Source organism: Streptomyces sp. NPDC058646, from assembly GCF_042716875.1.
Classification (GTDB): domain Bacteria; phylum Actinomycetota; class Actinomycetes; order Streptomycetales; family Streptomycetaceae; genus Streptomyces.
The window spans coordinates 123,521-145,222 of the sequence record NZ_JBHXRK010000020.1 but is presented as its reverse complement, the minus strand read 5'-3'; the positions used below and the strand labels follow the sequence as shown (position 1 = coordinate 145,222).

General features: G+C 73.8%; 19 protein-coding genes. 12 read left to right on the top strand and 7 right to left on the bottom strand.

Annotated elements, in window-relative coordinates:
• Positions 1 to 37: 37 nt before the first annotated feature.
• The gene (locus ACFWUZ_RS24270) at positions 38 to 499 is read left to right on the top strand and encodes a VOC family protein (RefSeq protein WP_384376603.1); all 462 of its coding nucleotides are present in this window, start codon (positions 38 to 40) and stop codon (positions 497 to 499) included.
• 13 nt (positions 500 to 512) lie between these two features.
• On the opposite strand, the gene ACFWUZ_RS24265 is transcribed toward ACFWUZ_RS24270, so the two are convergent.
• Positions 513 to 2,351, bottom strand: a complete 1,839-nt coding sequence (locus tag ACFWUZ_RS24265) for a serine hydrolase (protein WP_384376542.1) — start codon at positions 2,349 to 2,351, stop codon at positions 513 to 515.
• Between the two features lie 226 nt (positions 2,352 to 2,577).
• On the opposite strand from ACFWUZ_RS24265, the gene ACFWUZ_RS24260 reads away from it, so the two are divergent.
• The 3 genes from ACFWUZ_RS24260 (at position 2,578) to ACFWUZ_RS24250 (ending at position 7,354) form a co-directional block, all read left to right on the top strand.
• On the top strand, positions 2,578 to 3,684 hold the full coding sequence (locus tag ACFWUZ_RS24260) for an NAD(P)H-dependent flavin oxidoreductase (RefSeq protein ID WP_384376539.1): 1,107 nt from the start codon (positions 2,578 to 2,580) through the stop codon (positions 3,682 to 3,684).
• A 12-nt stretch (positions 3,685 to 3,696) separates the two neighbouring features.
• The gene (locus ACFWUZ_RS24255; protein ID WP_384376536.1) at positions 3,697 to 5,265 is read left to right on the top strand and encodes an acyl-CoA synthetase; all 1,569 of its coding nucleotides are present in this window, start codon (positions 3,697 to 3,699) and stop codon (positions 5,263 to 5,265) included.
• A gap of 949 nt (positions 5,266 to 6,214) precedes the next feature.
• Positions 6,215 to 7,354, top strand: a complete 1,140-nt coding sequence (locus tag ACFWUZ_RS24250; RefSeq protein WP_384376533.1) for a calcium:proton antiporter — start codon at positions 6,215 to 6,217, stop codon at positions 7,352 to 7,354.
• Between the two features lie 93 nt (positions 7,355 to 7,447).
• Here ACFWUZ_RS24250 and ACFWUZ_RS24245 read toward each other — a convergent pair whose 3' ends face one another.
• The 3 genes from ACFWUZ_RS24245 to paaK form a co-directional block, all read right to left on the bottom strand.
• On the bottom strand, positions 7,448 to 9,889 hold the full coding sequence (locus ACFWUZ_RS24245) for a penicillin acylase family protein (protein ID WP_384376530.1): 2,442 nt from the start codon (positions 9,887 to 9,889) through the stop codon (positions 7,448 to 7,450).
• A gap of 376 nt (positions 9,890 to 10,265) precedes the next feature.
• Entirely contained in the window at positions 10,266 to 11,117 is an 852-nt protein-coding gene (locus tag ACFWUZ_RS24240; protein WP_384376527.1) for a YhjD/YihY/BrkB family envelope integrity protein, read from the bottom strand.
• 194 nt (positions 11,118 to 11,311) lie between these two features.
• The gene (gene paaK / locus ACFWUZ_RS24235) at positions 11,312 to 12,619 is read right to left on the bottom strand and encodes a phenylacetate--CoA ligase PaaK (protein WP_384376524.1); all 1,308 of its coding nucleotides are present in this window, start codon (positions 12,617 to 12,619) and stop codon (positions 11,312 to 11,314) included.
• A gap of 105 nt (positions 12,620 to 12,724) precedes the next feature.
• Here paaK and ACFWUZ_RS24230 point away from each other — a divergent pair, with 105 nt between their 5' ends.
• Positions 12,725 to 13,576 (top strand): alpha/beta fold hydrolase, encoded by an 852-nt coding sequence (locus ACFWUZ_RS24230; protein ID WP_384376521.1) that lies wholly within the window; start codon positions 12,725 to 12,727, stop codon positions 13,574 to 13,576.
• 58 nt (positions 13,577 to 13,634) lie between these two features.
• Here the strand turns inward: ACFWUZ_RS24230 and ACFWUZ_RS24225 are convergent, their stop codons facing one another.
• The gene (locus tag ACFWUZ_RS24225) at positions 13,635 to 15,266 is read right to left on the bottom strand and encodes an acyl-CoA synthetase (protein WP_384376518.1); all 1,632 of its coding nucleotides are present in this window, start codon (positions 15,264 to 15,266) and stop codon (positions 13,635 to 13,637) included.
• Positions 15,267 to 15,453: 187 nt separating this feature from the next.
• Between ACFWUZ_RS24225 and ACFWUZ_RS24220 the strand changes: the two genes are divergently transcribed.
• The 6 genes from ACFWUZ_RS24220 to ACFWUZ_RS24195 all read left to right on the top strand — a co-directional run bounded on the left by ACFWUZ_RS24220 (position 15,454) and on the right by ACFWUZ_RS24195 (position 20,642).
• Positions 15,454 to 16,254 carry a crotonase/enoyl-CoA hydratase family protein gene (locus ACFWUZ_RS24220; RefSeq protein WP_384376515.1) on the top strand — a complete coding sequence of 267 codons (801 nt, stop codon included), beginning with the start codon at positions 15,454 to 15,456 and terminating at the stop codon, positions 16,252 to 16,254.
• 258 nt (positions 16,255 to 16,512) lie between these two features.
• Entirely contained in the window at positions 16,513 to 17,475 is a 963-nt protein-coding gene (locus ACFWUZ_RS24215; protein ID WP_384376512.1) for a Zn-ribbon domain-containing OB-fold protein, read from the top strand.
• On the top strand, positions 17,475 to 18,542 hold the full coding sequence (locus tag ACFWUZ_RS24210; protein ID WP_384376509.1) for a thiolase domain-containing protein: 1,068 nt from the start codon (positions 17,475 to 17,477) through the stop codon (positions 18,540 to 18,542). Before ACFWUZ_RS24215 ends, ACFWUZ_RS24210 begins: the two co-directional genes overlap by 1 nt.
• On the top strand, positions 18,539 to 19,705 hold the full coding sequence (locus ACFWUZ_RS24205) for a thiolase domain-containing protein (protein WP_384376507.1): 1,167 nt from the start codon (positions 18,539 to 18,541) through the stop codon (positions 19,703 to 19,705). The genes ACFWUZ_RS24210 and ACFWUZ_RS24205 overlap by 4 nt, the downstream gene beginning before the upstream one ends.
• A 132-nt stretch (positions 19,706 to 19,837) precedes the next feature.
• Complete coding sequence (locus ACFWUZ_RS24200) at positions 19,838 to 20,065, top strand: DUF397 domain-containing protein (RefSeq protein WP_384376600.1); 228 nt, start codon at positions 19,838 to 19,840, stop codon at positions 20,063 to 20,065.
• A 118-nt stretch (positions 20,066 to 20,183) separates the two neighbouring features.
• On the top strand, positions 20,184 to 20,642 hold the full coding sequence (locus tag ACFWUZ_RS24195; RefSeq protein WP_384376504.1) for a hypothetical protein: 459 nt from the start codon (positions 20,184 to 20,186) through the stop codon (positions 20,640 to 20,642).
• Here the strand turns inward: ACFWUZ_RS24195 and ACFWUZ_RS24190 are convergent.
• Together ACFWUZ_RS24190 and ACFWUZ_RS24185 are read right to left on the bottom strand one after the other, a co-directional pair.
• A complete protein-coding gene (locus ACFWUZ_RS24190; RefSeq protein ID WP_384376501.1) occupies positions 20,627 to 20,848 on the bottom strand; it encodes a hypothetical protein in 222 nt (73 codons plus the stop codon). The genes ACFWUZ_RS24195 and ACFWUZ_RS24190 overlap by 16 nt on opposite strands.
• A gap of 117 nt (positions 20,849 to 20,965) precedes the next feature.
• Positions 20,966 to 21,091 (bottom strand): hypothetical protein, encoded by a 126-nt coding sequence (locus ACFWUZ_RS24185; protein WP_384376498.1) that lies wholly within the window; start codon positions 21,089 to 21,091, stop codon positions 20,966 to 20,968.
• Positions 21,092 to 21,241: 150 nt separating this feature from the next.
• Between ACFWUZ_RS24185 and ACFWUZ_RS24180 the strand changes: the two genes are divergently transcribed.
• Complete coding sequence (locus ACFWUZ_RS24180) at positions 21,242 to 21,649, top strand: ACT domain-containing protein (protein ID WP_384376495.1); 408 nt, start codon at positions 21,242 to 21,244, stop codon at positions 21,647 to 21,649.
• Positions 21,650 to 21,702 lie beyond the last annotated feature (53 nt).

Genomic DNA, 21,702 nt, shown 5'->3' with positions numbered 1-21,702 from the left:
GGTCCTCGCGGGGCAGGCGCCCGGTGAGGATCCGGCCGTGATCGCCGAACTGCAGTGCGTGGTCCTGGACTGTCCCGACCCGCTGGAACTCGCCGAGTTCTACCGGTCCCTGCTGGGCGGCGCCGTCAACCGGCAGGACCGGCGGTGGGCGTGCGACGAGGACTGGGCGACCCTGCACACGCCGTCCGGCGCGGTGCTCGCCTTCCAGCGGGTGGCGGACTACCGGCCGCCGCGCCGGCCCGACCCGGCCCGCCCGCAGCAGTTCCACCTGGACCTCGAGGTGGCGGACCTGGACCGCGCGCAGGAGCAGGCCCTGGCACGCGGCGCGACGGTCCTCGACGAGGGATCAGCGGCGGATGCCGGTGCGCCGGCCGGCGAACCGACCGGCGAGGGGCCGGGCGAGAAGCCGGGCGAGGAACCGGACGGCGGCTCCGCCGACCGCGGCTGGCGCGTCTACGCGGACCCGGCGGGCCACCCCTTCTGCCTCGTCCGCCACTGACCCCGGCGGGCGGTCAGTCGGAGGACCTGGTCCAGCCGGTGGCCTCCAGACGGGCGGCGTCGGCCGGGCGGTCCTCCGCGAAGAGCAGGCCCGCCGGCTCCGCCACCCGTACGACGTCCACGTACACCCCCCGCCCCACGTAGCGGCCGGCCTGGGCGTGCCGGAACCGCAGCCGCACCTCGCGGCCCGCCCAGGCCGCGAGCGGGGCCTCCAGGCGGTGCCAGACGCGGCCGGACCAGCCCCCGGCCGTGCCCCGCGGCCACTGCTCGGGGGCGCCACCGGTGGACCGCACCGTGCTGAACGGCAGCGGCTCCCAGGTGGCGCCGTCGCAGGAGGCCTCCAGGTGGAAGGCGCCTTCGCCGGGCACGGTGTCCCACCAGACGGCGCACCGCAGCCGGGCGGCGCCCGTGGCCGGGGTCACCGGCGGCAGGGTGAGGGTGCCCGTACCGCCGGGCGTGATCCCGGAGAACCAGGCGGGGCCGCCGTGCCGGGTCCGGACCGGGACGGCGCGGGCGAAGCGGTTGCCCACGGCGACCCGCGGGGCGCTCCCGGCACGCCAGGTGCGGACGGGATGGACGGAGTTGCCGAGCAGGACGAGGAAGGAGTCCGTGGAGGGGTCGAGGACCAGGGAGGTTCCGGTGAAGCCGGTGTGGCCGGCTGAGTGCGGGGTGGCCATGGCCCCCATGTACCAGTGCTGGTAGAGCTCGAAGCCGAGGCCGTGGTCGTCGCCGGGGAAGGACGTGTTGTAGTCCGTGAACAGGAGCTCCACCGAGGCCGGGCGCAGGATGCGCCGGCCCGCGTAGGCCCCGCCGTCGAGGAGGGTGCGGGCGAGGACGGCCAGGTCCCAGGCCGTGCCGAACACCCCGGCGTGGCCCGCGACCCCGCCCAGCGCGTACGCGTTCTCGTCGTGGACCTCGCCCCACACCAGCCCCCGGTCCAGGCCCGACCACGGAGGACGCTGCACCTCGGTCGCGGCGGTGACCCGGCGCCAGGAGGCCGGCGGGTTGTAGCGCGTGCGGTGCATCCCGAGCGGAGCGGTGATCTCGTCGTGGAGCAGGACGTCCAGAGTGCGGCCGGTGATCCGTTCCAGGAGCAGTTGCAGCGTGATCAGGTTCAGGTCCGAGTACCGGTAGACCGTCCCCGGGGTCTCCTGCGGCCGGACCGACCACAGCAGCCTCAGCCGGCCCTCGCGGGTGGACTCCTGGTAGAACGGCGCCCAGGAGCGCAGGCCCGAGGTGTGCGTGAGCAGCTGACGGACCGTGACCGCCTCCTTCCCGCCCCCCGTGAACTCGGGCAGGTAGCGGCGTACGGGGGCCTCCAGTTCCAGCCGTCCCCGCTCCATCTGCTGCACGGCCAGCACGGAGGTGAAGAGCTTCGTCAGCGAGGCCAGGTCGAAGACGGTGTCCTCGGCCATGGCGATCCGCCCGGCCGCCGGGAACTCCCGGGCCCGGTCGGTCCGTCCGTCGTAGCCCGCGTACCGGACGGCGTCGCCCATCGCGCGGTGCAGGGCGACGGTGCGGCCACGCCCGGCGAGGACCACCGCCCCGGCGTACCAGGGGTGTTCGGGGGAGGGGCCGAGGAACCGCCGCGCCTCGTCCGCCGCTTCCTCCAGGTACCGCTCCAGCAGCCCCGCCTGGCGCGCGGAACCGTACCGCAGCCGCAGTCCCTGCAGCGCGCGCCGCTCGGCCGCGCCGCCCGTCGCCCCCGCGGCGCCGGGCAGCGCGGCGTGCAGGACGAGCACCCCGCCGAGGGCGAGCAGCCGGGCCCCCAGCCGCCGCCGGGTCAGCCCCTGTCCCCGCGCGGCGGCCGCTCCCTCGCCCGCCGTCGCGCCGGCCCCCGCGCCTGCTGCCATGTCCATTCCTCCCGTTCGCCGTCCGAGTCGGGCCGCGGCGCCGTTCCCCCGGCCCCCTGGCGGGCCGAACGGGCCGCGGCCCCGCATCCGACGCCGGCTGCGCCGCACGCTAGTGGGTATGTGCCCGCCCCGAGGCGGACCCCGCACCGCCCGGCCCCGTAAAGAATCTGACACTGCATCAGAAAATCTCTTCCCTCGGATGCCGGGCTGCGGCATCCTGCGGCCCATGGAGACGGAGCTGAGCAGGAAACTGGGAGTCGAGCACGCCATCTTCGGCTTCACGCCCTTCCCCGCGGTCGCCGCCGCGATCACCCGCGCGGGCGGTTTCGGCGTCCTCGGCGCGGTCCGCTACACCGCCCCCGACGACCTGAAGCGCGACCTCGACTGGATGCAGGAACACACCGGCGGCAAGCCCTACGGCCTCGACGTCGTCATGCCCGCCAAGAAGGCGGTCGACGGCATCAGCGAGGCCGACATCGAGGCGATGATCCCGGCCGGGCACCGCGACTTCGTCCGCGACACCCTCGCCAAGCACCACGTCCCCGAACTCGCTGAGGGCGAGGCCTCCGGCTGGCGGATCACGGGCTGGATGGAACAGGTCGCCCGCAACCAGCTGGACGTCGCCTTCGACTATCCCATCAAACTCCTGGCGAACGCCCTCGGTTCCCCGCCCGCCGACGTCATCCGCCGCGCCCACGACCACGACGTCCTCGTCGCGGCCCTCGCCGGCAGCGCCAAGCACGCCCGCCGCCACGCCGAGGCCGGCATCGACATCGTCGTCGCCCAGGGCTACGAGGCCGGCGGCCACACCGGCGACATCGCCACCATGGTCCTGGTCCCCGAGATCGTCGAGGCGGTCGCCCCCCTCCCGGTCCTCGCGGCGGGCGGGATCGGCAGCGGCGAACAGATCGCTGCCGGACTCGCCCTCGGCGCCCAGGGTGCCTGGCTCGGCTCCCTGTGGCTCACCACCACCGAGGCCGACCTCCACTCCCGCGCCCTGACGGAGAAGCTGCTCGCCGCGGGATCCGGCGACACCGTCCGCTCCCGCGCCCTCACCGGCAAGCCCGCGCGCCAGCTGCGCACCGAATGGACCGACGCCTGGGACGACCCCGAGGGCCCCGGGGCCCTCCCCATGCCGCTCCAGGGGCTCCTCGTCGCCGAGGCCGTCTCCCGGATTCAGAAGTACGAGGTCCAGACCCTGCTCGGCACCCCCGTCGGCCAGATCGTCGGCCGGATGAACAGCGAACGCTCCGTCCAGGCCGTCTTCGACGACCTCACCCGCGGCTTCGAGCAGGCCGTCGACCGCATCAACCGCATCGCCGGACGAGCCTGAGGAGGCCGGGAGATGACCAGCAGCACGCCCCAGCAGCAGCCGCCCAACGGGTTCTGGGCCCAGGCCGCCGCCGACCCCGGCCGCACCGTCCTGGTCACGCCCGAGGGCGAGGAGTGGAGCGCGGGCCGGCTGCACACCGACGTCAACCGGCTCGTCCACGGACTGCGCGCCGCGGGTCTGGAACGGGGCGACGTCTTCGCCGTGGTCCTCCCCAACGGAGTCGAGTTCCTCACCGCCTACCTCGCCGCCTCCCAGGCCGGCTTCTACCTCGTCCCCGTCAACCACCACCTGGTCGGGCCCGAGATCGCCTGGATCGTCTCCGACTCCGGAGCCAAGGTCCTCATCGCCCACGAGCGCTTCGCCGACGCCGCCACCGCCGCGGCCGACGAGGCGGCCCTGCCCGAGAGCCACCGCTACGCCGTCGGAGCCGTCCCGGGCTTCCGGCCGTACGGGGAACTCCTCGAAGGGCAGCCCGGGACGGTTCCCGAGGAGCGCACCCTCGGCTGGGTCATGAACTACACCTCCGGCACCACCGGCCGCCCCCGCGGCATCCGCCGTCCACTGCCCGGCAAGCTCCCGGAGGAGACGTACCTCGGCGGCTTCCTCGGGATCTTCGGCATCCGCCCCTTCGACGGCAACGTCCACCTGGTCTGCTCGCCGCTCTACCACACGGCCGTGCTCCAGTTCGCGGGCGCCGCCCTGCACATCGGGCACCCCCTGGTCCTGATGGACAAGTGGAGCCCGCAGGAGATGCTGCGCCTGATCGACGCCCACGCCTGCACCCACACGCACATGGTCCCGACGCAGTTCCACCGGCTGCTCGCGCTCCCGCAGGAGACCAGGGACGCGTACGACGTCTCCTCCATGCGACACGCCATCCACGGCGCCGCACCCTGCCCCGACCACGTCAAACGGGCGATGATCGACTGGTGGGGGCAGTGCGTGGAGGAGTACTACGCGGCGAGCGAGGGCGGCGGCGCCTTCGCGACCGCGGAGGACTGGCTGAAGAAGCCCGGAACCGTCGGCAAGGCCTGGCCGATCAGTGAGCTGGCCATCTTCGACGACGACGGCAACCGGCTGCCCGCGGGCGAACTCGGCACCGTGTACCTGAAGATGAACACCGGCGGCTTCAGCTACCACAAGGACGAGGGCAAGACGAGGAAGAACCGCATCGGCGACTTCTTCACGGTCGGCGACCTGGGGCTGATGGACGAGGAGGGGTACCTCTTCCTCCGCGACCGCAAGATCGACATGGTCATCTCCGGCGGGGTCAACATCTACCCCGCCGAGATCGAGTCGGCCCTCCTCACCCACCCGGCGGTCGCCGACGCCGCGGCCTTCGGCATCCCGCATCCCTCCTGGGGCGAGGAGGTCAAGGCGGTCATCGAACCGGCGGAGGGCTTCGAAGCGGGGGACGCCCTGGCCGCCGAGATCCTGCACCACTGCGAGCGGCAGCTGGCCGGCTACAAGCGGCCCAGGACGGTCGACTTCATCGAGACCATGCCGCGCGACCCGAACGGCAAGCTGTACAAGCGGCGGCTGCGCGACCCCTACTGGGAGGGCCACGAGCGCGCGATGTGACGGGGCGTCCGGAGCCGGGTGCGGTGTGTGCACCCGGGCCGGGACGCCGCGGTCCGGCCGGAGGTCCAATCGTGGGCACGGCCCTCGGAGGCGGGTCCGTGCGGCCAGTCCGTGCGGTCGTTCTGTGCGGCCGGTCCGTGCCGGGTCAGCCCGTGAAGATCCAGCCCGGCCGGCCGGCGGTGGTCCGGCCCTCGCAGTTGACGTCCGCCGACAGGAAGTTGTCCTCGCGGACGACGCAGTGGTACAGCGCTCGCCGTTCGGGCCGATCAGCCGGTTCAGGCTGCGGGTGGGGGCGCGCACCGCCGGTTCGCCGCTGCAGGTGGCCTTGATCACGGCCTGCCAGTAGTCGCAGGTGACGTACTGGCACACCGGTCCCAGGGGCATCCGGGCACTGCGAGCCGCTGAAGGCGTACTCGCGGCCTGCTGGTTGACGGAGGCGTGGGCCGCGGCCGCCGCGATGTTCTGCGGGCCGCCGCCGATACCGGTGAGATGGACCGCCACGCGCCCCACCGATGCTGCGGAGGAAGGCGCCGGTGCGACCGGGACGGGCCGGTGGCCGGTGCGGCCCAGGCCGGCGCGGCGGTCAGGGCGAGGAGGGCGGTGCGTAAGCGGGACGGGCGGCGCAAGGCGGGTCTCCGGGTCGTCGGCCCCGGCGTCGGTGGACGGCCGGGGGATGGGGCGACAGCGCATACGGTCCGATCGGCGGCAACACCGGTGTTTCATCTGCTGGCGGCCGTCCTTGGGCCAGCAGCCCTTCTTCGGCCGATCCTCGGGTACGGACCTCGGCCGCGCCGCCGGACCGACCTCGGCTTCCGCCGGCCGGCCGGCGGGAGCTGCCGGACGGGCGGACGGCCGCCGTGCCCGGGCTTCCGGTGGGAATCACCACGTCGGCGCCCCGGCAGCGCGCCTTGCGCCACACCCCGGGGACAGTTCTGGCAAGTTGGCTGATATGAGTACGGCAACGCACAGATCCCCCCTGGCCGACTGGACCGTCGTGGTCCCCGTGGTGGCCCTCGTCGCGCTCGCCCTCAGCTGGGGACGCGACCTGCCCGCATGGGCCGTGGCCCTGGTCTCGCTCTGCCTCGCGGGCGCGATCCTGGCTGCCGTCCACCACGCCGAGGTCGTCGCCCACCGCGTCGGCGAACCCTTCGGCTCCCTGGTCCTCGCCGTCGCCGTCACGGTCATCGAAGTGGCCCTCATCGTCACCTTGATGGCCGACGGCGGGGACAAGACCTCCTCCCTCGCCCGGGACACCGTCTTCGCCGCAGTCATGATCACCTGCAACGGCATCGTCGGCCTGTCCCTGCTCGTCGGAGCCCTGCGCAACCGCGTCGCCGTCTTCAACGCCGAGGGCTCCGGAGCCGCCCTCGCCACCGTCGCCACTCTCGCCGTCCTCAGCCTCGTCCTGCCGGCCTTCACCACCAGCAAGCCCGGCCCCGAGTTCTCCACGGCCCAGCTGACCTTCGCCGCCGTCGCCTCGCTCGCCCTCTACGGGCTGTTCATCGCCGTGCAGACGGTCCGTCACCGGGACTACTTCCTGCCCGTGGACACCAAACGCCACCGCGAGGAAGCGGCCCGGGCGGCGGCCGCGGCCGCCGCGGGCGAGGAGGACGACCACGCCGAGCCGCCGACTTCCCGCGCTGCGCTCATCAGCCTCGCCCTGCTCTTCGTCGCCCTCGTCGCCGTCGTCGGGGACGCGAAGGCCGTCTCCCCGACCATCGAGGCGGGCGTCGCGAGCGCCGGCCTGCCGAACGCGGTCGTCGGTGTGATCATCGCCCTGCTCGTGCTGCTGCCCGAGACCCTGGCGGCCGTCCGCGCCGCCCGCCGGGACCGCGTCCAGACCAGCCTGAACCTGGGCTACGGATCCGCGATCGCCAGCATCGGCCTGACCATCCCGGCCATCGCCCTGGCCTCGGTCTGGCTCTCCGGCCCCCTCACCCTCGGCCTCGGCCCGATCCACATGGTGCTGCTCGCCCTCACGGTCGTGGTCAGCGCCCTCACCATCGCCCCGGGCCGCGCCACCCTGCTCCAGGGCGGCGTCCACCTCGTGCTGTTCGCGGCGTTCATCTTCCTCGCCATCAGCCCCTGAGACCGGGGCCCGCGAGGCCGGGTACCAGAGGCCGCGGGACCGCACCGGTGGAGCCCGCGCCCCGGGCCCCGGGCCCCACCGGCCGCCCGCCGATCAGCGGCGTTCGCGCGGCCACACCACCTTCAGCCGCGGGGAGTCGAGGATGTCCCGCTCGCAGAACCGCGAGGTCACCCAGCGTTCCTGCGAGAGCAGCCGGGTCTGGTCGGCGTGGTACGGCGAGTTCGGGTTCGACGACTGGCTGTACGTCAGCAGGGTCCGCGCCACCGGGCAGCGGCCGCCGTCCCAGCCGACCGCCTGGAGATGACTCGAGCCGTGCGTGACCTCCGGGTAGCCCCCGGCCGCCGCGTTCCACGTCGCCTCGATCTTGTTCCACACCCCGAGGGATTCCGTGCCGCCGCCCACCGGCAGCCTCCGTCCGCCGCGGACGACGAACTGGTGCTCGCCCAGCGGGGCGTCCAGCGCGATCCCCGCCGCCCGCAGCTCGGCGACCGCGTCCGCGAGGGCCCGCCCGATCCCCGGCGCCGCCTGGTTGAGCGTACGGGGCGTGCGGACGGGATCGGACGCCGAGAACGGCACCAGCCACAGGTCCTTCGCGGCCGTCGTCGCCGTCAGCCTGCGCCAGAACCGGTCGAAGAGCAGCGCGCCCCGGCTGCCGGGTTCGGCCGTCCTGTCCCAGTCCGCCAGCACCCCGCAGGCCGCCGACACGTCCACCGCGCTGCCGTCGCCCGCCGTGGCGGTACCCCCGGGCAGCGCAGCGCAGGCCCTCGCCGCGTCGGCCGCCACCAGGTCACCGGCCGGCACCCGGTTCGCGAACTGCTGCGCCTGCAGGTCGGCCACCCTCAGCCGGCCCCCGGCGGCCATCGCCGCCACGTCCTCGAGCGCGCCGCGCGTACGCAGGGAGCGCGGGGTGCCGATGGTGCCCCAGACCCGCTCGTAGCCGGTCAGCGGGCGGTCCGCATGGGCCAGCCAGGCACTGTCGTTGGAGTTCTCGGCGTACGGTGCGTCCCGCAGCGTCGGTGCCTTCCCCGGGCCGAACACGCCCGGCTGGACCGCGTCCGGGTCCGTGCCGATCGCGCAGTCGGCGCGGGAACCGTCCAGCACCGCCAGGCCCGAAGCGGGGTACGTGGCCCTGCCGAGCGGGGTGGAGCAGCGGGCGGCGAGGTCGTCGGTGATCCGGGGGAGCACCTGGGACTGGGTGAAGAGGGTGCCGCCCGCCGAATCCGCGGCCACCGTGTTGACCCAGGGCAGCCCCTGGGTGCGTTCCAGCGCATCCTGGATACCGGCCACCGAGCGGGCCCGGCCCATCGCGAGCGCGGTGTCGGAGCCGCGCAGGTTGGCCGCGTTGGGGTCGTTCAGCGCGTAGGCCGTGCCGGTCGTCCAGGGCAGGGGCAGGCCCGCGCCGAGGTGCGAGACGACGGGGCCGTAGCGGGTCCACCACTGGGTGCGGGTGACCGGCGCTCCGTCCGTCACCGGGACGGTGACGGTCCGCCGGGTCATCTTCTCCGGTGTTCCGTCGACCAGGTAGGCGGTGGGATCGGCCGGGTCGAGGGTGAGCTGGTGCAGGTTGACGGGGGTGCCCGTGGCCACGGTGTGGCTCCAGGCCACCTTCTCGTTGAAGCCGATGTTGACCACGGTGGTGCCGAGCAGGGAGCCGCCCGAGACGTTCAGCTCGCCCGGGATGGTCTGCTGGGACTGCCAGAAACGGCGTCCGCCCTGCCAGGGGTAGTGCGGGTTCCCCAGCAGCAGTCCGCTGCCGCTCGCCGTGGTGGAGCCGGCGAAGGCCACCGCGTTGGAGCCCGTGGCGTAGCGGCCGGTGTCGAAGAACTCCCGGGCGGCCTCGGCGGCAGCCGCCGGGTCGGGCTCCGCCCGCGGGTCCGCCGGGGCGGCCGTACCCGGGGGCTGCGCGCCCGTGATGCCGTCGATGCCGCGCCCCTGGCCGCCGAGGACCGACACCGCGAAGCCGCGGGCGGCCACGTCGGCGGCGGTGACCGGGCGGACCCAGGGCGCACCCTTGCACGCCGGGTCGGTGACCTCGTTCTGCGCGAGCCAGGCGTTGTAACCGGCGGCCCAGCCGCGCATCAGCTCCTTCAGTTTCCCGCTGGGGCCAGCCGGGGCGGGGGTCGCCAGCAGCTTCTCGACCGTGCCCGATTCCCGTACGCCCTTGAAGTACAGGTCGCTGGAGAGGTTCGTGGTGGCCGAGGAGAGCGAGCCGTCGGGCGCCGCGGCGGGACCGAACCGGCGCGAGCGTTCGCCGGCGACGGTCACGAACCCGTCGGCGAGGACGCAGACCTGATCGGCGGCCTGGGCCCAGCCCGTGCCGAAGCCGAGGTGTGCGTAGTCCTCGGCGAGGATGTGCGGTATGCCGTACTCGGTGTAGCGGATGACGGCCGAGAGCCTGCCGTCGGAGGCCGGGCCGCCGGCGGCAGCTGCGGTCTGCGGCAGCGCCCACGTGGCGGCGAGCAGGGCGCCGCCGAGCAGGGCGGCGCGGCGGCGTAAGGGACGGAGGGGGCGGTGTGCGTCGGACCGGTGCAACATGTCTCCCCAGGAGCCTGCGATCGAGCGCGGTTGCTCGAAGGACCGGTGGTGCTCGGGTCGTCCCACACTCATTCAGGTCACCCGAGGTCTGTCAACATCCCGTTTGGTATCCGTGGGGGAGACGAGGTTCGCGTCATGACGGCCGTGCGGCAGAACACGGTCGACGGACCGGCACCTTGAGGCGTGATGTACACGAGCTCGCCCACGACTCGGGCGGTGTGCTGGTCGCCTCGCGCAGGTCGAGGCGCGCCCTGTACGCCCACCCGGGGGTGGTCGGGCGGCGGTGACCGGGCTGCCCCACGGGCGGTGGATCGAGGCCGGCACGGCGGTGGTGGCGCCGCGAAAGGAGCCTGATGGGCGCGTCGGCGGACCGTCCTCAGTGCGGCCCGGGGCCGTGGGCCGGGCCGTCGGCGGGCAGGATCCCGCTGTGCTTGAGGTGCCGCAGCGTGAGGTGCTCGTGGACGAGGCGGCCGACGAGGGCGCCGCCGTAGACCACGAAGCCGACGCCGACCAGCCAGGACTGGACGACGAGGAGGGTGCCGAAGGGGCCGTACGTCACGGCGTTCGAGGCGATCAGCGGGGAGAACACCAGCTGGGAGAAGACCCGCAGCCCCAGCAGTCCGAGGCTGGTCGCCACCGCCCCCGGGACCAGGGCGCGCCAGCGCACCCGGCCGCCGAGCAGCAGCCGCTGCGAGCCCCAGAAGAACACGCCGGTGCCGATGACGTCGCCCAGGGTGCCGAGGGTGCTGCCGTAGACGTCGTCGGACGGAGCCGGGATCCCGACGAGCAGGGCGAGGTAGCAGACCAGCAGGGCGAGCCAGACGACGTGCCGCCACATGGTGTGCCAGCGGGCGGTCGGCAGGTCCCAGACCTTCTCGTAGCCCGTCTGGACCGCCGAGCCGAAGGTCAGGCCGAAGACGGCGAGGGCGGCCAGGCCGAAGGCGGTGGTCCGCTCCAGGGCCAGGTCGGCCGCGCCGAACAGCACCTCCACCCGGCCGCGGGAGGACTCCGTGACCCCGAGGGCCTGGCCGAGCCACCGGCCGAACCCGGAGCCGCTGCCGGGAGCGGCGGCGGCGACGACCACCAGGAGGGGCACCAGGGTGAGGAACCCGAGGGCGGCGAAGCCCATCGCCCGGTGCAGCAGCTCCATCTCCCGGCCGCGGCTCCAGGCCAGCCCGGCAAGGGAGCCCTGGAGTCGGTCGTGGAGCCGCCGGAGGGTCGAGATCACACCTCTCCCCCTACCCGCGAGGCCCTCCGCGTTCCCGGGAGGGGCCGGGAAGTAGGCCCGAAGGGGTGGTTCCCGCCGTCCGGAGGCCTCCCGGCCGGGCACGGCGGGATGCAGCTCGGGGCGCGGCTCAGGGGCGGGGGCGGTTCAGGCGCGGGGCGGTTCGAGGTGCGGGCCGGTTCAGGGTGCGGGCCGGTTCAGGCCGTGTTCCCGTCGCGGAGGTCCACCAGCCGTCTGATCTTCCCCACCGAGCGCTCCAGCGTCTCCGGGTCGACGACCTCCACCCCCACGGAGACCCCGATGCTCTCCTTGACCGCCCGGACCACGCCCGCCGCGGCTTCCTCCCGCCCGGCGGAACCGGTCTCCCGCCGTGCCTCCACCCGGACGGTCAGGGCGTCCATCCGCCCCTCCCGGGTCAGCCGCAGCTGGAAGTGCGGGGCCAGTCCGGCCGTCCGCAGCAGGATCTCCTCGATCTGGGTCGGGTACAGGTTCACACCGCGCAGGATGATCATGTCGTCGCTGCGGCCGGTGACCTTCTCCATGCGGCGGAACGCCGGCCGGGCCGTGCCGGGCAGCAGCCGGGTCAGGTCCCGGGTGCGGTAGCGGACGATCGGCATGGCCTCCTTGGTCAGGGAGGTGAACACCAGCTCGCCGGGCTCGCCCTCCGGGAGCACCGCGCCCGTCAGCGGATCGACCACCTCCGGGTAGAAGTGGTCCTCCCAGATGTGCAGGCCGTCCTTGGTCTCCACGCACTCCTGCGCCACGCCCGGTCCGATCACCTCGGACAGGCCGTAGATGTCCACCGCGTCTATGCCGAGCCGCTCCTCGATCTCCCGGCGCATCTCCTCGGTCCAGGGCTCCGCCCCGAACACGCCCGTCCGCAGCGAGGTCGCGCGGGGGTCCACGCCCTGGCGCTCCATCTCGTCCAGCAGCGTCAGCATGTACGAGGGGGTCACCATGATGACCTCCGGGCGGAAGTCCTGGATGAGCCGGACCTGGCGGTCGGTCATCCCGCCGGACGCGGGGACGACCGTACAACCCAGGCGCTCCGCGCCGTAGTGCGCGCCGAGGCCGCCGGTGAACAGCCCGTACCCGTAGGCGATGTGGACGAGCTGGCCGGGGGTGGCGCCCGCCGCGCGCAGGGACCTGGCCACGACATCGGCCCAGGTGGAGAGGTCCCGCTCGGTGTACCCGACGACGGTGGGCCGCCCGGTGGTGCCGCTGGAGGCGTGGATGCGGCGCACTTCGGGGCGCGGGACCGCGAACATCCCGAAGGGGTACTGGTCGCGCAGGTCGGCCTTGGTGGTGAAGGGGAAGAGGGAGAGGTCGGCGAGGGAGCGGCAGTCGTCGGGGTGCACCCCGGCCTTCTCGAAGGCCTGCCGGTAGAAGGGCACCCGCTCGTGGACGCGGTGGAGGGTCGCGCGCAGCCGCGTCAGCTGGAGCGCCGCCAGCTCGTCGCGGCCCAGCCGCTCGCCTTCGTCATGAAGATCCGCGTACGCCGTCATGCCATCACCTCACCGTGAGCCACCCGACCGATCATTCGGTAGATTGCCGGACCCCGGCGGGTAAATCAATGACTCGAACGGGTGATCGCCTGCTTTCATGGCCCCATGCCGACCTTCACCAGCCATGACGGAACCGTCCTCGCCTACCACCTCCGGGGCCGGGGGGACCCGCTGGTCTGTCTCCCGGGCGGTGCCATGCGGGCCTCGGAGTACCTGGGCGACCTCGGCGGTCTGACGGCCGGGCGCCGGCTGGTCCTGCTCGACCTGCGCGGTACCGGCGCGTCCGCGACACCGGCCGACGAGTCCACGTACCGCGTCGACCGCCAGGTCGACGACGTGGAGGCGCTCCGGGTCCACCTCGGCCTGGAACGCATGGACCTCCTCGCCCACTCCGCGGGCGCCAACCTCGCCCAGCTCTACGCGGCGGCGCACCCCCAACGGCTGCGGCGGCTCGTCCTGGTGACCCCGAACGCGCGGGCCGTGGACCTCTCCGCGACCGCGGAGCAGCGGCTGGCAGCGGCCCGGCTGCGGGCGGGCGCCGAGCCCTACGACACGGCCATCGGCGCCTACGCCAGGATCCTCGCGGGCGAGGACGGCGGGGACGCGGACTGGGACCTGGCCGCGCCGCTGTTCTACGGGCGCTGGGACGACGCCGCTCGGGCCTGCGACGCGGCGGGCGAGCGGCAGCAGAACGAGAAGGCGGCCGAGGCCTACGCGGGCCCGGGGGCCTTCGACCCGCCCGCCACCCGGGCGGCGATGGCCCGGGTCACGGGCGAGGTCCTGGTCCTGGCCGGTGAAGTGGACGGCAACCCGCCGCCGGCCCTCGCCGCCCGGATCGCGGCGCTCTTCCCGAACGGCTCCGCCGAGGTCCAGCCGGCGGCCGGCCACTTCCCCTGGCTGGACGACGCCGCCTGGTTCGCGGCCCGCGTGGAGCGCTTCCTGGCCGCGGGGGCGTAGGCCCGGGGTGTAGGCCGGGGCGGGGCACGGGCGGCCGCCGGCGGGTCGGTCGGCGGGTTCAGCCGGCCGTGTCCGCCTCCGCCGCCACCGTCTTCGCCCAGCGGTAGTCCGCCTTCCCGCTCGGGGAGCGCTGGATGGCGGGTGCGATGACCAGCTGGCGCGGGATCTTGTACCCCGCCAGCCGGGTGCGGCAGTGGGTCTGGATCTCGTCCAGCGTCGGGTCCGGCGCGCCCGCACGGACCTGCACCACCGCGGCCACGTGACTGCCCCAGGTCGGGTCCGGGACGCCGGCGACCAGGGCGTCGTACACGTCCGGATGCGACTTCAGCGCCTGCTCGACCTCCTCCGGATAGACCTTCTCGCCGCCCGTGTTGATGCACTGCGACCCGCGGCCGAGGACCGTGACGATGCCCTCCTCGTCGACGGTCGCCATGTCCCCGAGCAGCACCCACCGCTCCGCGCCCTTGCGGAAGAAGGTCTCGGCGGTCTTGGCCGGGTCGTTGTAGTAGCCGAGCGGCACGTGGCCGCGCTGCGCCAGGCGTCCGGGCTCGCCCACCGCGACGGGTTCGTGCGTCACCGGGTCCACCACCTGCGTACGGTCGTTGACCTCCAGCCGGAAGCCCTTCTCCGGGCTGGAGTCGTCCGTCGCCCTGCCGTTCGAACCGGACTCCGAGGAGCCGAAGTTGTTCAGGAGCAGGACGTTCGGCACGAGCCGCTGGAACTCCGCGCGCACCGAATCCGACATGATCGCGCCGGAGGAGGAGACGCTGAACAGCGAGGACAGGTCCGTCCCCTTCAACGGGCCGTTCAGGGCGTCGATCAGGGGCCTGAGCATGGCGTCGCCCACCAGCGACACGCTGGAGACCCTCTCCTTCTCGATGGTGCGGAGCACCTCCTCGGGCGCGTACTTGCGGTGGATGACCACCCGCTGGCCGTAGTTGAAGGCGATGAACGACGTCAGCGTCGACGTGCCGTGCATCAGCGGGGGAGCCGGGAAGAAGGTGAGCCCGGCGGCGCGCGCCGCGACCCGCTCGGCCAGCTCCTCGGGCCGCTTCACCGGCTCGCCCGTGGGCTCGCCGCCGAAGAGCCCCGCGAAGAACAGGTCCTCGGCCCGCCACATGACGCCCTTGGGCATGCCCGTGGTGCCGCCGGTGTAGATGATGAACAGGTCGTCGGGGCTGCGGGGCGGGAAGCCGCGCCCGGGGGAGCCGGCTGCCTCGGCGTCCTCGAACGCGACCGGTGCCAGGGCGGGCTCGGGGGCGCCCTCCGGCGCCGCGCCGACGCGGATCAGGTGGCGCAGCTTCGTCGTCTGCGGCAGCGCGGCGGCGACCCGCCCGGTGAACTCGGCCTCGAAGACCAGCGCGGCGAGATCGGCGTCGTTGTAGAGGTAGACCAGCTCCTCCTCGACGTACCGGTAGTTGACGTTCACCGGGACCAGCCGGGCCTTCAGGCAGGCCAGGACCGTCTGCAGGTACTCGATCCCGTTGTAGAGGTGCAGGCCCAGGTGCTCGCCGGCCTCCAGCCCGCTGTCCAGCAGGTGGTGGGCGATCCGGTTCGCCGCCGCGTCCAGTTCCGCGTAGGTCAGGCGGCGCTCGGCGCCGGTCCCGGGGTGGTCCACGTACACGAGGGCCTCGCGGTCCGGGACCACGTCCACGACCGACTCGAACAGGTCGGCAAGGTTGTACTCCACCGTTCCTCCTGACCGCGGGAGTTCCCATGGCTGGGCCCATGGCTGGTCTGCTCGGCGGTCATTAGAGCGTCGCCGAACCGAACTGGGAAGGGAGCCGCCCAAGAAATCTGACTGGGTGTCAGAAAACTATTGAACTGCATCCTCCCCTACTGCAACCTGTTCTAGGTCTTGAGACGGGAGGACGGCAATGGGTGGGACGGAACACCTGACCGTGGAACGGCACGGCGCCACGCTGGTGCTCACCATGAACAGGCCCGAGGCGAAGAACGCGCTCTCGCTGCCGCTGCTGGTGGGCCTGTACGACGGGTGGCTGGAGGCCGACGCTGACGACACGGTCCGCTCGGTCGTCCTGACCGGCGCGGGCGGCGACTTCTGCGCCGGCATGGACCTCAAGGCGCTGGCCGGCAAGGGCATGGCGGGCGACCAGTACCGGGACCGGCTGCGGGCCGACCCCGACCTGCACTGGAAGGCCATGCTCCGCCATCACCGGCCGCGCAAGCCGGTGATCGCGGCCGTGGAGGGGTACTGCGTGGCCGGAGGGACCGAGATCCTCCAGGGCACCGACATCCGGGTCGCCGGCGAGGGCGCCACCTTCGGGCTGTTCGAGGTCAAGCGGGGCCTCTTCCCGATCGGCGGCTCCACGGTGCGGCTGCCGCGCCAGATCCCGCTCACGCACGCCCTGGAGATGCTGCTGACCGGGCGCCCGTACTCCGCCGGGGAGGCCGCGCGGATCGGCCTGGTCGGGCAGGTCGTGCCCGACGGCACGGCGCTGGCCAAGGCCCTGGAGATCGCCGAGCAGATCAACGCGTGCGGGCCGCTCGCCGTGGAGGCGGTCAAGGCGTCCGTCTACGCGACCGCAGAGATGACGGAGACGGAGGGGCTGGCCGCGGAACTCATCCGGGGGTGGCCCGTCTTCGACACGGCGGACGCGAAGGAGGGGGCGCGAGCCTTCGCGGAGAAGCGGCCGGCGGTGTACCGGCGGGAGTAGCCGGGTCCCTGCGGGTCCTTGCGGGGCTGGGCCCGGGTGTGGTGCGGGGCCGCGTGCAGGTGCGGCGCCGTCGCCGGGGCTCCGCGCCGGGCCCCGCGCCCCGAGCGCGGGCGGGGCCGGGTCAGGGCCTGCCGTCGGTCGGGGCCCGTCCCCGGGGCTCCGTCCCCGGTCCCGCGCGTCAAGCGCCGCCGGGGCCGACCCATCGGGCCCTGCAGAGATGTTGCCACCGTTCACGTTCCGAACATCGGAGAGTCGCCCATGACAGCCGCCGCGTCCCCACCCGAACTGCTCCGCGCCCCCCTCGTCGTCGAGTTCCCCTTCACCCGGTCCCTCGGGCCCGTGCAGAGCGCCTTCCTGAGCGGACTGCGCGAGCGGGTCCTTCTCGGGGTACGGACCTGCGGGGGCACGGTGATGGTCCCGCCCGCCGAGTACGATCCCGTCACCGCCGAGGAGATCCGCGAGCTCGTCGAGGTCGGGGCCACCGGTACCGTCACCACCTGGGCCTGGAACGGCCGGCCCCGCCCCCACCAGCCTCTGGACACACCGTTCGCCTGGGTACTGGTCCGGCTCGACGGCGCGGACACCGCACTCCTGCACGCCCTCGACGTCCCCGGGCCCGAATCCGTCCGCACCGGCATGCGCGTGCGGGTGCGATGGGCCGCCGAACGGGCCGGTGCCATCACCGACATCGCCTGCTTCGAGCCCTACGAGGGTCCCGCCGCCGGCCACGGCACCCCGCACGACGGGGCCTTCGCGGACGCCGTCACCGGGATCGTCGCCGAGGCCCGCCTCGACTACACGTACAGCCCCGGCCGCGCCCAGACGGCCTACATCAAGGGCCTGTCCGAGCAGCGGACCGTGGGCGAGCGCTGCCCCTCCTGCCGCAAGGTGTACGTCCCGCCGCGCGGCGCCTGCCCCACCTGCGGGGTCGCCACCACCGACCAGATCGAGGTCGGCCCGGCCGGCACGGTCACCACCTACTGCATCGTCAACATCAAGGCCAAGAACCTCGACATCGAAGTGCCCTACGTCTACGCCCACATCGCCCTCGACGGCGCCGGACTCGCCCTGCACGGCCGGATCGGCGGCATCCCCTACGACCAGGTCCGCATGGGCCTGCGCGTCGAGCCCGTGTGGACCGAGGGCGGCCGCTACCCCGACCACTACCGCCCCACCGGCGAGCCGGACGCGGACTACGACGCGTACAAGGAACTCATCTGATGCCGCCGACGCAGAGGTACGCACGTGACGTGGCCGTCGTCGCCTTCGCGCAGAGCGACCACCTGCGCCGCACCGACGAGCTCAGCGAAGTCGAGATGGTCATGCCGGTGCTGCACCAGGTCCTCGCCGCGACCGGCCTCAAGGCCGAGGAGATCGGCTTCACCTGCTCCGGCTCCAGCGACTACCTCGCCGGCCGGGCCTTCTCCTTCACCATGACCCTCGACGGGGTCGGAGCCTGGCCGCCGATCTCCGAGTCCCACGTCGAGATGGACGGCGCCTGGGCCCTCTACGAAGCCTGGGTCAAGCTCCAGACGGGCGAGGCCGACACCGCGCTCGTCTACTCCTACGGGAAGTCCTCGCCCGGATCCGTACGCGACGTGCTGACCCGCCAGCTCGACCCCTACTACCTCGCTCCGCTCTGGCCCGACTCGGTGGCCCTGGCCGCCCTCCAGGCCCAGGCCCTGATCGACGCGGGCGAGACCGACGAGGGAGCCCTCGCCGCCATCGGCGCCCGCAGCCGGAGCGACGCGCAGGCCAACCCGCACGCCCAGCTGCGCGGAACCGTCCCGCAGGGCGACTACCAGGTGGCGCCGCTGCGCACCGGGGACTGCCCGCCCATCGGCGACGGAGCGGCCGCCGTGATCCTCGCCGCGGGCGACACCGCGCGGCGGCTGTGCGGACGCCCCGCCTGGATCACCGGCATCGACCACCGCATCGAGGCCCACGCACTGGGCCTGCGCGACCTCACCGACTCCCCGTCCACCCGGACCGCCGCCGAGCGCGCCGGCCTCTTCGAACGGCCGGTCGACACCGCCGAACTGCACGCCCCGTTCACCTCCCAGGAGGTCGTGCTCCGCAAGGCCCTCGGCCTCGGCGACGACGTGCGCGTCAACCCCTCCGGCGGGGCGCTCGCCGCCAACCCGATGATGGCCGCCGGCCTGATCCGGATCGGCGAGGCGGCCGCCCGGATCCACCGCGGCGAGTCGGACCGGGCCGTCGCCCACGCCACCTCAGGGCCCTGCCTCCAGCAGAACCTGGTCGCCGTCCTGGAAGGGGACCGAGCATGAGCAAGGAGCCAGTTGCCGTCGTCGGCATCGGCCAGACCAAGCACGTCGCCGCCCGCCACGACGTCTCCATCGCCGGACTCGTCCGGGAAGCGGCGGCGCGCGCCCTCGCGGACGCCGAGCTGACCTGGGCGGACATCGACGCGGTCGTCATCGGCAAGGCCCCCGACTTCTTCGAGGGCGTCATGATGCCGGAGCTGTACCTGGCGGACGCGCTGGGCGCGGTCGGCAAGCCGATGCTGCGCGTGCACACGGCGGGGTCGGTCGGCGGTTCCACCGCCCTCGTCGCCGCCAACCTGGTGGCGGCACGCGTCCACCGCACCGTCCTCACCCTCGCCTTCGAGAAGCAGTCCGAATCCAACGCCATGTGGGGCCTCTCGCTCCCCGTCCCCTTCCAGCAGCCGCTGCTCGCGGGCGCCGGCGGGTTCTTCGCCCCACACGTGCGCGCGTACATGCGGCGCACCGGTGCCCCCGACACGGTCGGCTCCCTCGTGGCGTACAAGGACCGGCGGAACGCACTGAAGAACCCGTACGCCCACCTGCACGAGCACGACATCACCCTGGAGAAGGTCCAGGCCTCGCCGATGCTGTGGGACCCGATCCGGTACTCCGAGACCTGTCCCTCCTCCGACGGCGCCTGCGCGATGATCCTCACCGACCGGGCGGGCGCGGCCCGTTCGCCGAAACCCCCGGCGTGGGTGCACGGCGGGGCGATGCGCAGCGAGCCCACCCTTTTCGCCGGCAAGGACTTCGTCTCCCCGCAGGCGGGCAAGGACTGCGCGGCGGACGTCTACCGCCAGGCCGGGGTCGGCGACCCGCGGCGGGAGATCGACGCGGTGGAGATGTACGTGCCGTTCTCCTGGTACGAGCCGATGTGGCTGGAGAACCTCGGCTTCGCGGCGGAGGGGGAGGGCTGGAAGCTCACGGAGGCCGGGGTCACCGAACTCGACGGGGACCTCCCGGTGAACCCGTCCGGCGGTGTCCTGTCCACCAACCCCATCGGCGCCTCGGGCATGATCCGCTTCGCCGAGGCGGCCCTCCAGGTCCGCGGCCAGGCCGGGGAGCACCAGGTTCCGGGCGCCCGCCGCGCCCTGGGGCACGCGTACGGCGGCGGCGCGCAGTTCTTCGCGATGTGGCTGGTGGGAGCCGAACAGCCGACCTCCTGAGCGCGGCAGGGCCTGCGGGCCGGGTGCCGGACCGGCCACGAGTGACCCGCGGTGGCCTGTGCGGCACCCGCCGCGATGGTTAACCTGGCCCCCGGACGACGTACCGGGAGGAGCACGCACGTGGCCGAGAGCATGACTTCGCAGCCCCTCGCCGGCTGGGGCAAGCCGGACCTCGATCTCACCGAGGCGGACTGGCGGTCGAGCAGCCGGGGAGCGGGCGACGTCCAGATCGCCTTCGTCGAGGGGTTCATCGCGATGCGCAACAGCGAGCGCCCCGAGAGCCCGTCGATCGTCTTCGCGCCGGACGAGTGGAACAAGTTCGTGCGGGAAGCCCGCGGCGGGGAGTTCGACCTCACGTAGTGCGCGGCGCACCCCGGGGGCGGGAGCCGCCGCCCCGGTGGTGCGCCGGTATCTGCTTGGCCCGCACGCCGGACATGCGGCACCATGGTCCTCATGACGACCACCCGCCGAAAGGGCGATGCCGCGTAGACGGCCCGGCGCACTGCGCGCCGCACGAGGAAGCTCCACCGGCCGCCGCCCGCCCGCATGGGCGCGGGACCTGCCCCGCGTCGACCGGCTTCCGCCGGCGGCGAGCGCCGAGATCCACCGCACCGTGCCCGGGAGCCACTACCTGCCCGGCGAACTGCTCATGCGCTACCGGCGTTTCCTGAGGGCTCCCGGAGGCCGGCTGCTGCTGACCCATGCGGTCTGCCCCGCCCCGGGCTGCGAGCTCGACGACGTCGCCGTGGTCCGCAGCGAACTGGCCGCCGCCTACCGCTCGCTGCCACCCGCCGCCCGAACCGCACTGGGCCGGATCCTGCGGCCCCTGGACGACGAGCTGAGGCGCCGCACGGTCCCCGACCCGGACGCCCCGGCGGCCGGCCGCGACGGAGCTCCGCGCCCCTGGTGGCACCGGCGGCTCTACGGGGAGTCCTGACCCGGTCCGCCCAGGAGCGGGGCGCGGGCCGCGCCCCGGCCCGGCCACAGCGCCGCCGTCCCGCCGATCGGCAGGCCCCCCGCGCTCCCGCACAGCAGCCACCGCACGGGGACCGGGACGGAGCCGTGCGCGGCGGCGACCCCGTCCCCCAGGGCGGCCGCGGGCGCCGCCACCGCCCCGGCCACGAAGCAGTGCAGCGGCAGCACCAGCCGTAGCGGGAGGGCGCCCTCGGGCCGGCAGCGGGACCCCGTCGGCGCCGCGCCGGAGCGACAGCGACTGCGGGAGCAGCAGGGCGCACGCACCGGCCCCGACCCCGAGCACCGTCAGGTCCCCAAGGCCCCGGAGGCGGTGGACACCATCCGGGCGACCGCCTCGCCCAGCACGATCAGGACGAACAGGCCCAGCCGTTCCCCGGGGTGCGGCGCGTCGGCCCGGGCCGCCACCGGCACGCCGGTCCCGCGCCCCGGGCCCTCGGGCCGGCCGCCCCCGGCGCCCGCCGGCCCGCAGGTCCGCAGGTCCGCGTGACGTTCCCCCCCCCCGCACGTTCTCCGCCGAGGACGCCGAATCGGTCATAGCAGGCCGATAGGTAGGGTGTCCGCATGCGTGGAGAGAACGACCTGCGGAAACTGCTGAGCGGCATGCGGCCGGAGCTGAACGAGGGACGGTACGTGTTCTGCACGGTCCCCGGCACGACCGCCCCCGCCGGGACCACCCCCGTCGCCACCGTCCTGGAGCCCGAGGGACTCACCCTGGTCCTGCGCCAGGAGGAGGCCGACGCCGCCGGACTCGCCTACGACGGCACCGCGGGCTGGATCACCCTGCGGATCCACTCCGCCCTCGACGCCGTGGGCTTCACCGCCGCCTTCGCCACGGAACTCGGTGCACACGGCCTGAGCTGCAACGTCATCGCCGGCTACCACCACGACCACCTCTTCGTGGCAGCCGACCGTGCTGCCGAGGCCGTCGCCGTCCTGGAAGGCCTCGCGGCCCGTTCCGCACAGGACTGAACCCCTCCCGACGGCCCGGCCCCTACCTGCGCGAACGGGGTCGGCACAGAAGA

Coding starts and splice junctions, on each gene's coding strand:
- ACFWUZ_RS24210 (WP_384376509.1), top strand. CDS start 17,475: ATGCCGCCGACGCAGAGGTACGCACGTGACGTGGCCGTCGTCGCCTTC.
- paaK (WP_384376524.1), bottom strand. CDS start 12,619: ATGACGGCGTACGCGGATCTTCATGACGAAGGCGAGCGGCTGGGCCGC.
- ACFWUZ_RS24205 (WP_384376507.1), top strand. CDS start 18,539: ATGAGCAAGGAGCCAGTTGCCGTCGTCGGCATCGGCCAGACCAAGCAC.
- ACFWUZ_RS24220 (WP_384376515.1), top strand. CDS start 15,454: ATGGGTGGGACGGAACACCTGACCGTGGAACGGCACGGCGCCACGCTG.
- ACFWUZ_RS24230 (WP_384376521.1), top strand. CDS start 12,725: ATGCCGACCTTCACCAGCCATGACGGAACCGTCCTCGCCTACCACCTC.
- ACFWUZ_RS24200 (WP_384376600.1), top strand. CDS start 19,838: ATGACTTCGCAGCCCCTCGCCGGCTGGGGCAAGCCGGACCTCGATCTC.
- ACFWUZ_RS24180 (WP_384376495.1), top strand. CDS start 21,242: ATGCGTGGAGAGAACGACCTGCGGAAACTGCTGAGCGGCATGCGGCCG.
- ACFWUZ_RS24195 (WP_384376504.1), top strand. CDS start 20,184: ATGCCGCGTAGACGGCCCGGCGCACTGCGCGCCGCACGAGGAAGCTCC.
- ACFWUZ_RS24255 (WP_384376536.1), top strand. CDS start 3,697: ATGACCAGCAGCACGCCCCAGCAGCAGCCGCCCAACGGGTTCTGGGCC.
- ACFWUZ_RS24245 (WP_384376530.1), bottom strand. CDS start 9,889: ATGTTGCACCGGTCCGACGCACACCGCCCCCTCCGTCCCTTACGCCGC.
- ACFWUZ_RS24265 (WP_384376542.1), bottom strand. CDS start 2,351: ATGGCAGCAGGCGCGGGGGCCGGCGCGACGGCGGGCGAGGGAGCGGCC.
- ACFWUZ_RS24250 (WP_384376533.1), top strand. CDS start 6,215: ATGAGTACGGCAACGCACAGATCCCCCCTGGCCGACTGGACCGTCGTG.
- ACFWUZ_RS24215 (WP_384376512.1), top strand. CDS start 16,513: ATGACAGCCGCCGCGTCCCCACCCGAACTGCTCCGCGCCCCCCTCGTC.
- ACFWUZ_RS24260 (WP_384376539.1), top strand. CDS start 2,578: ATGGAGACGGAGCTGAGCAGGAAACTGGGAGTCGAGCACGCCATCTTC.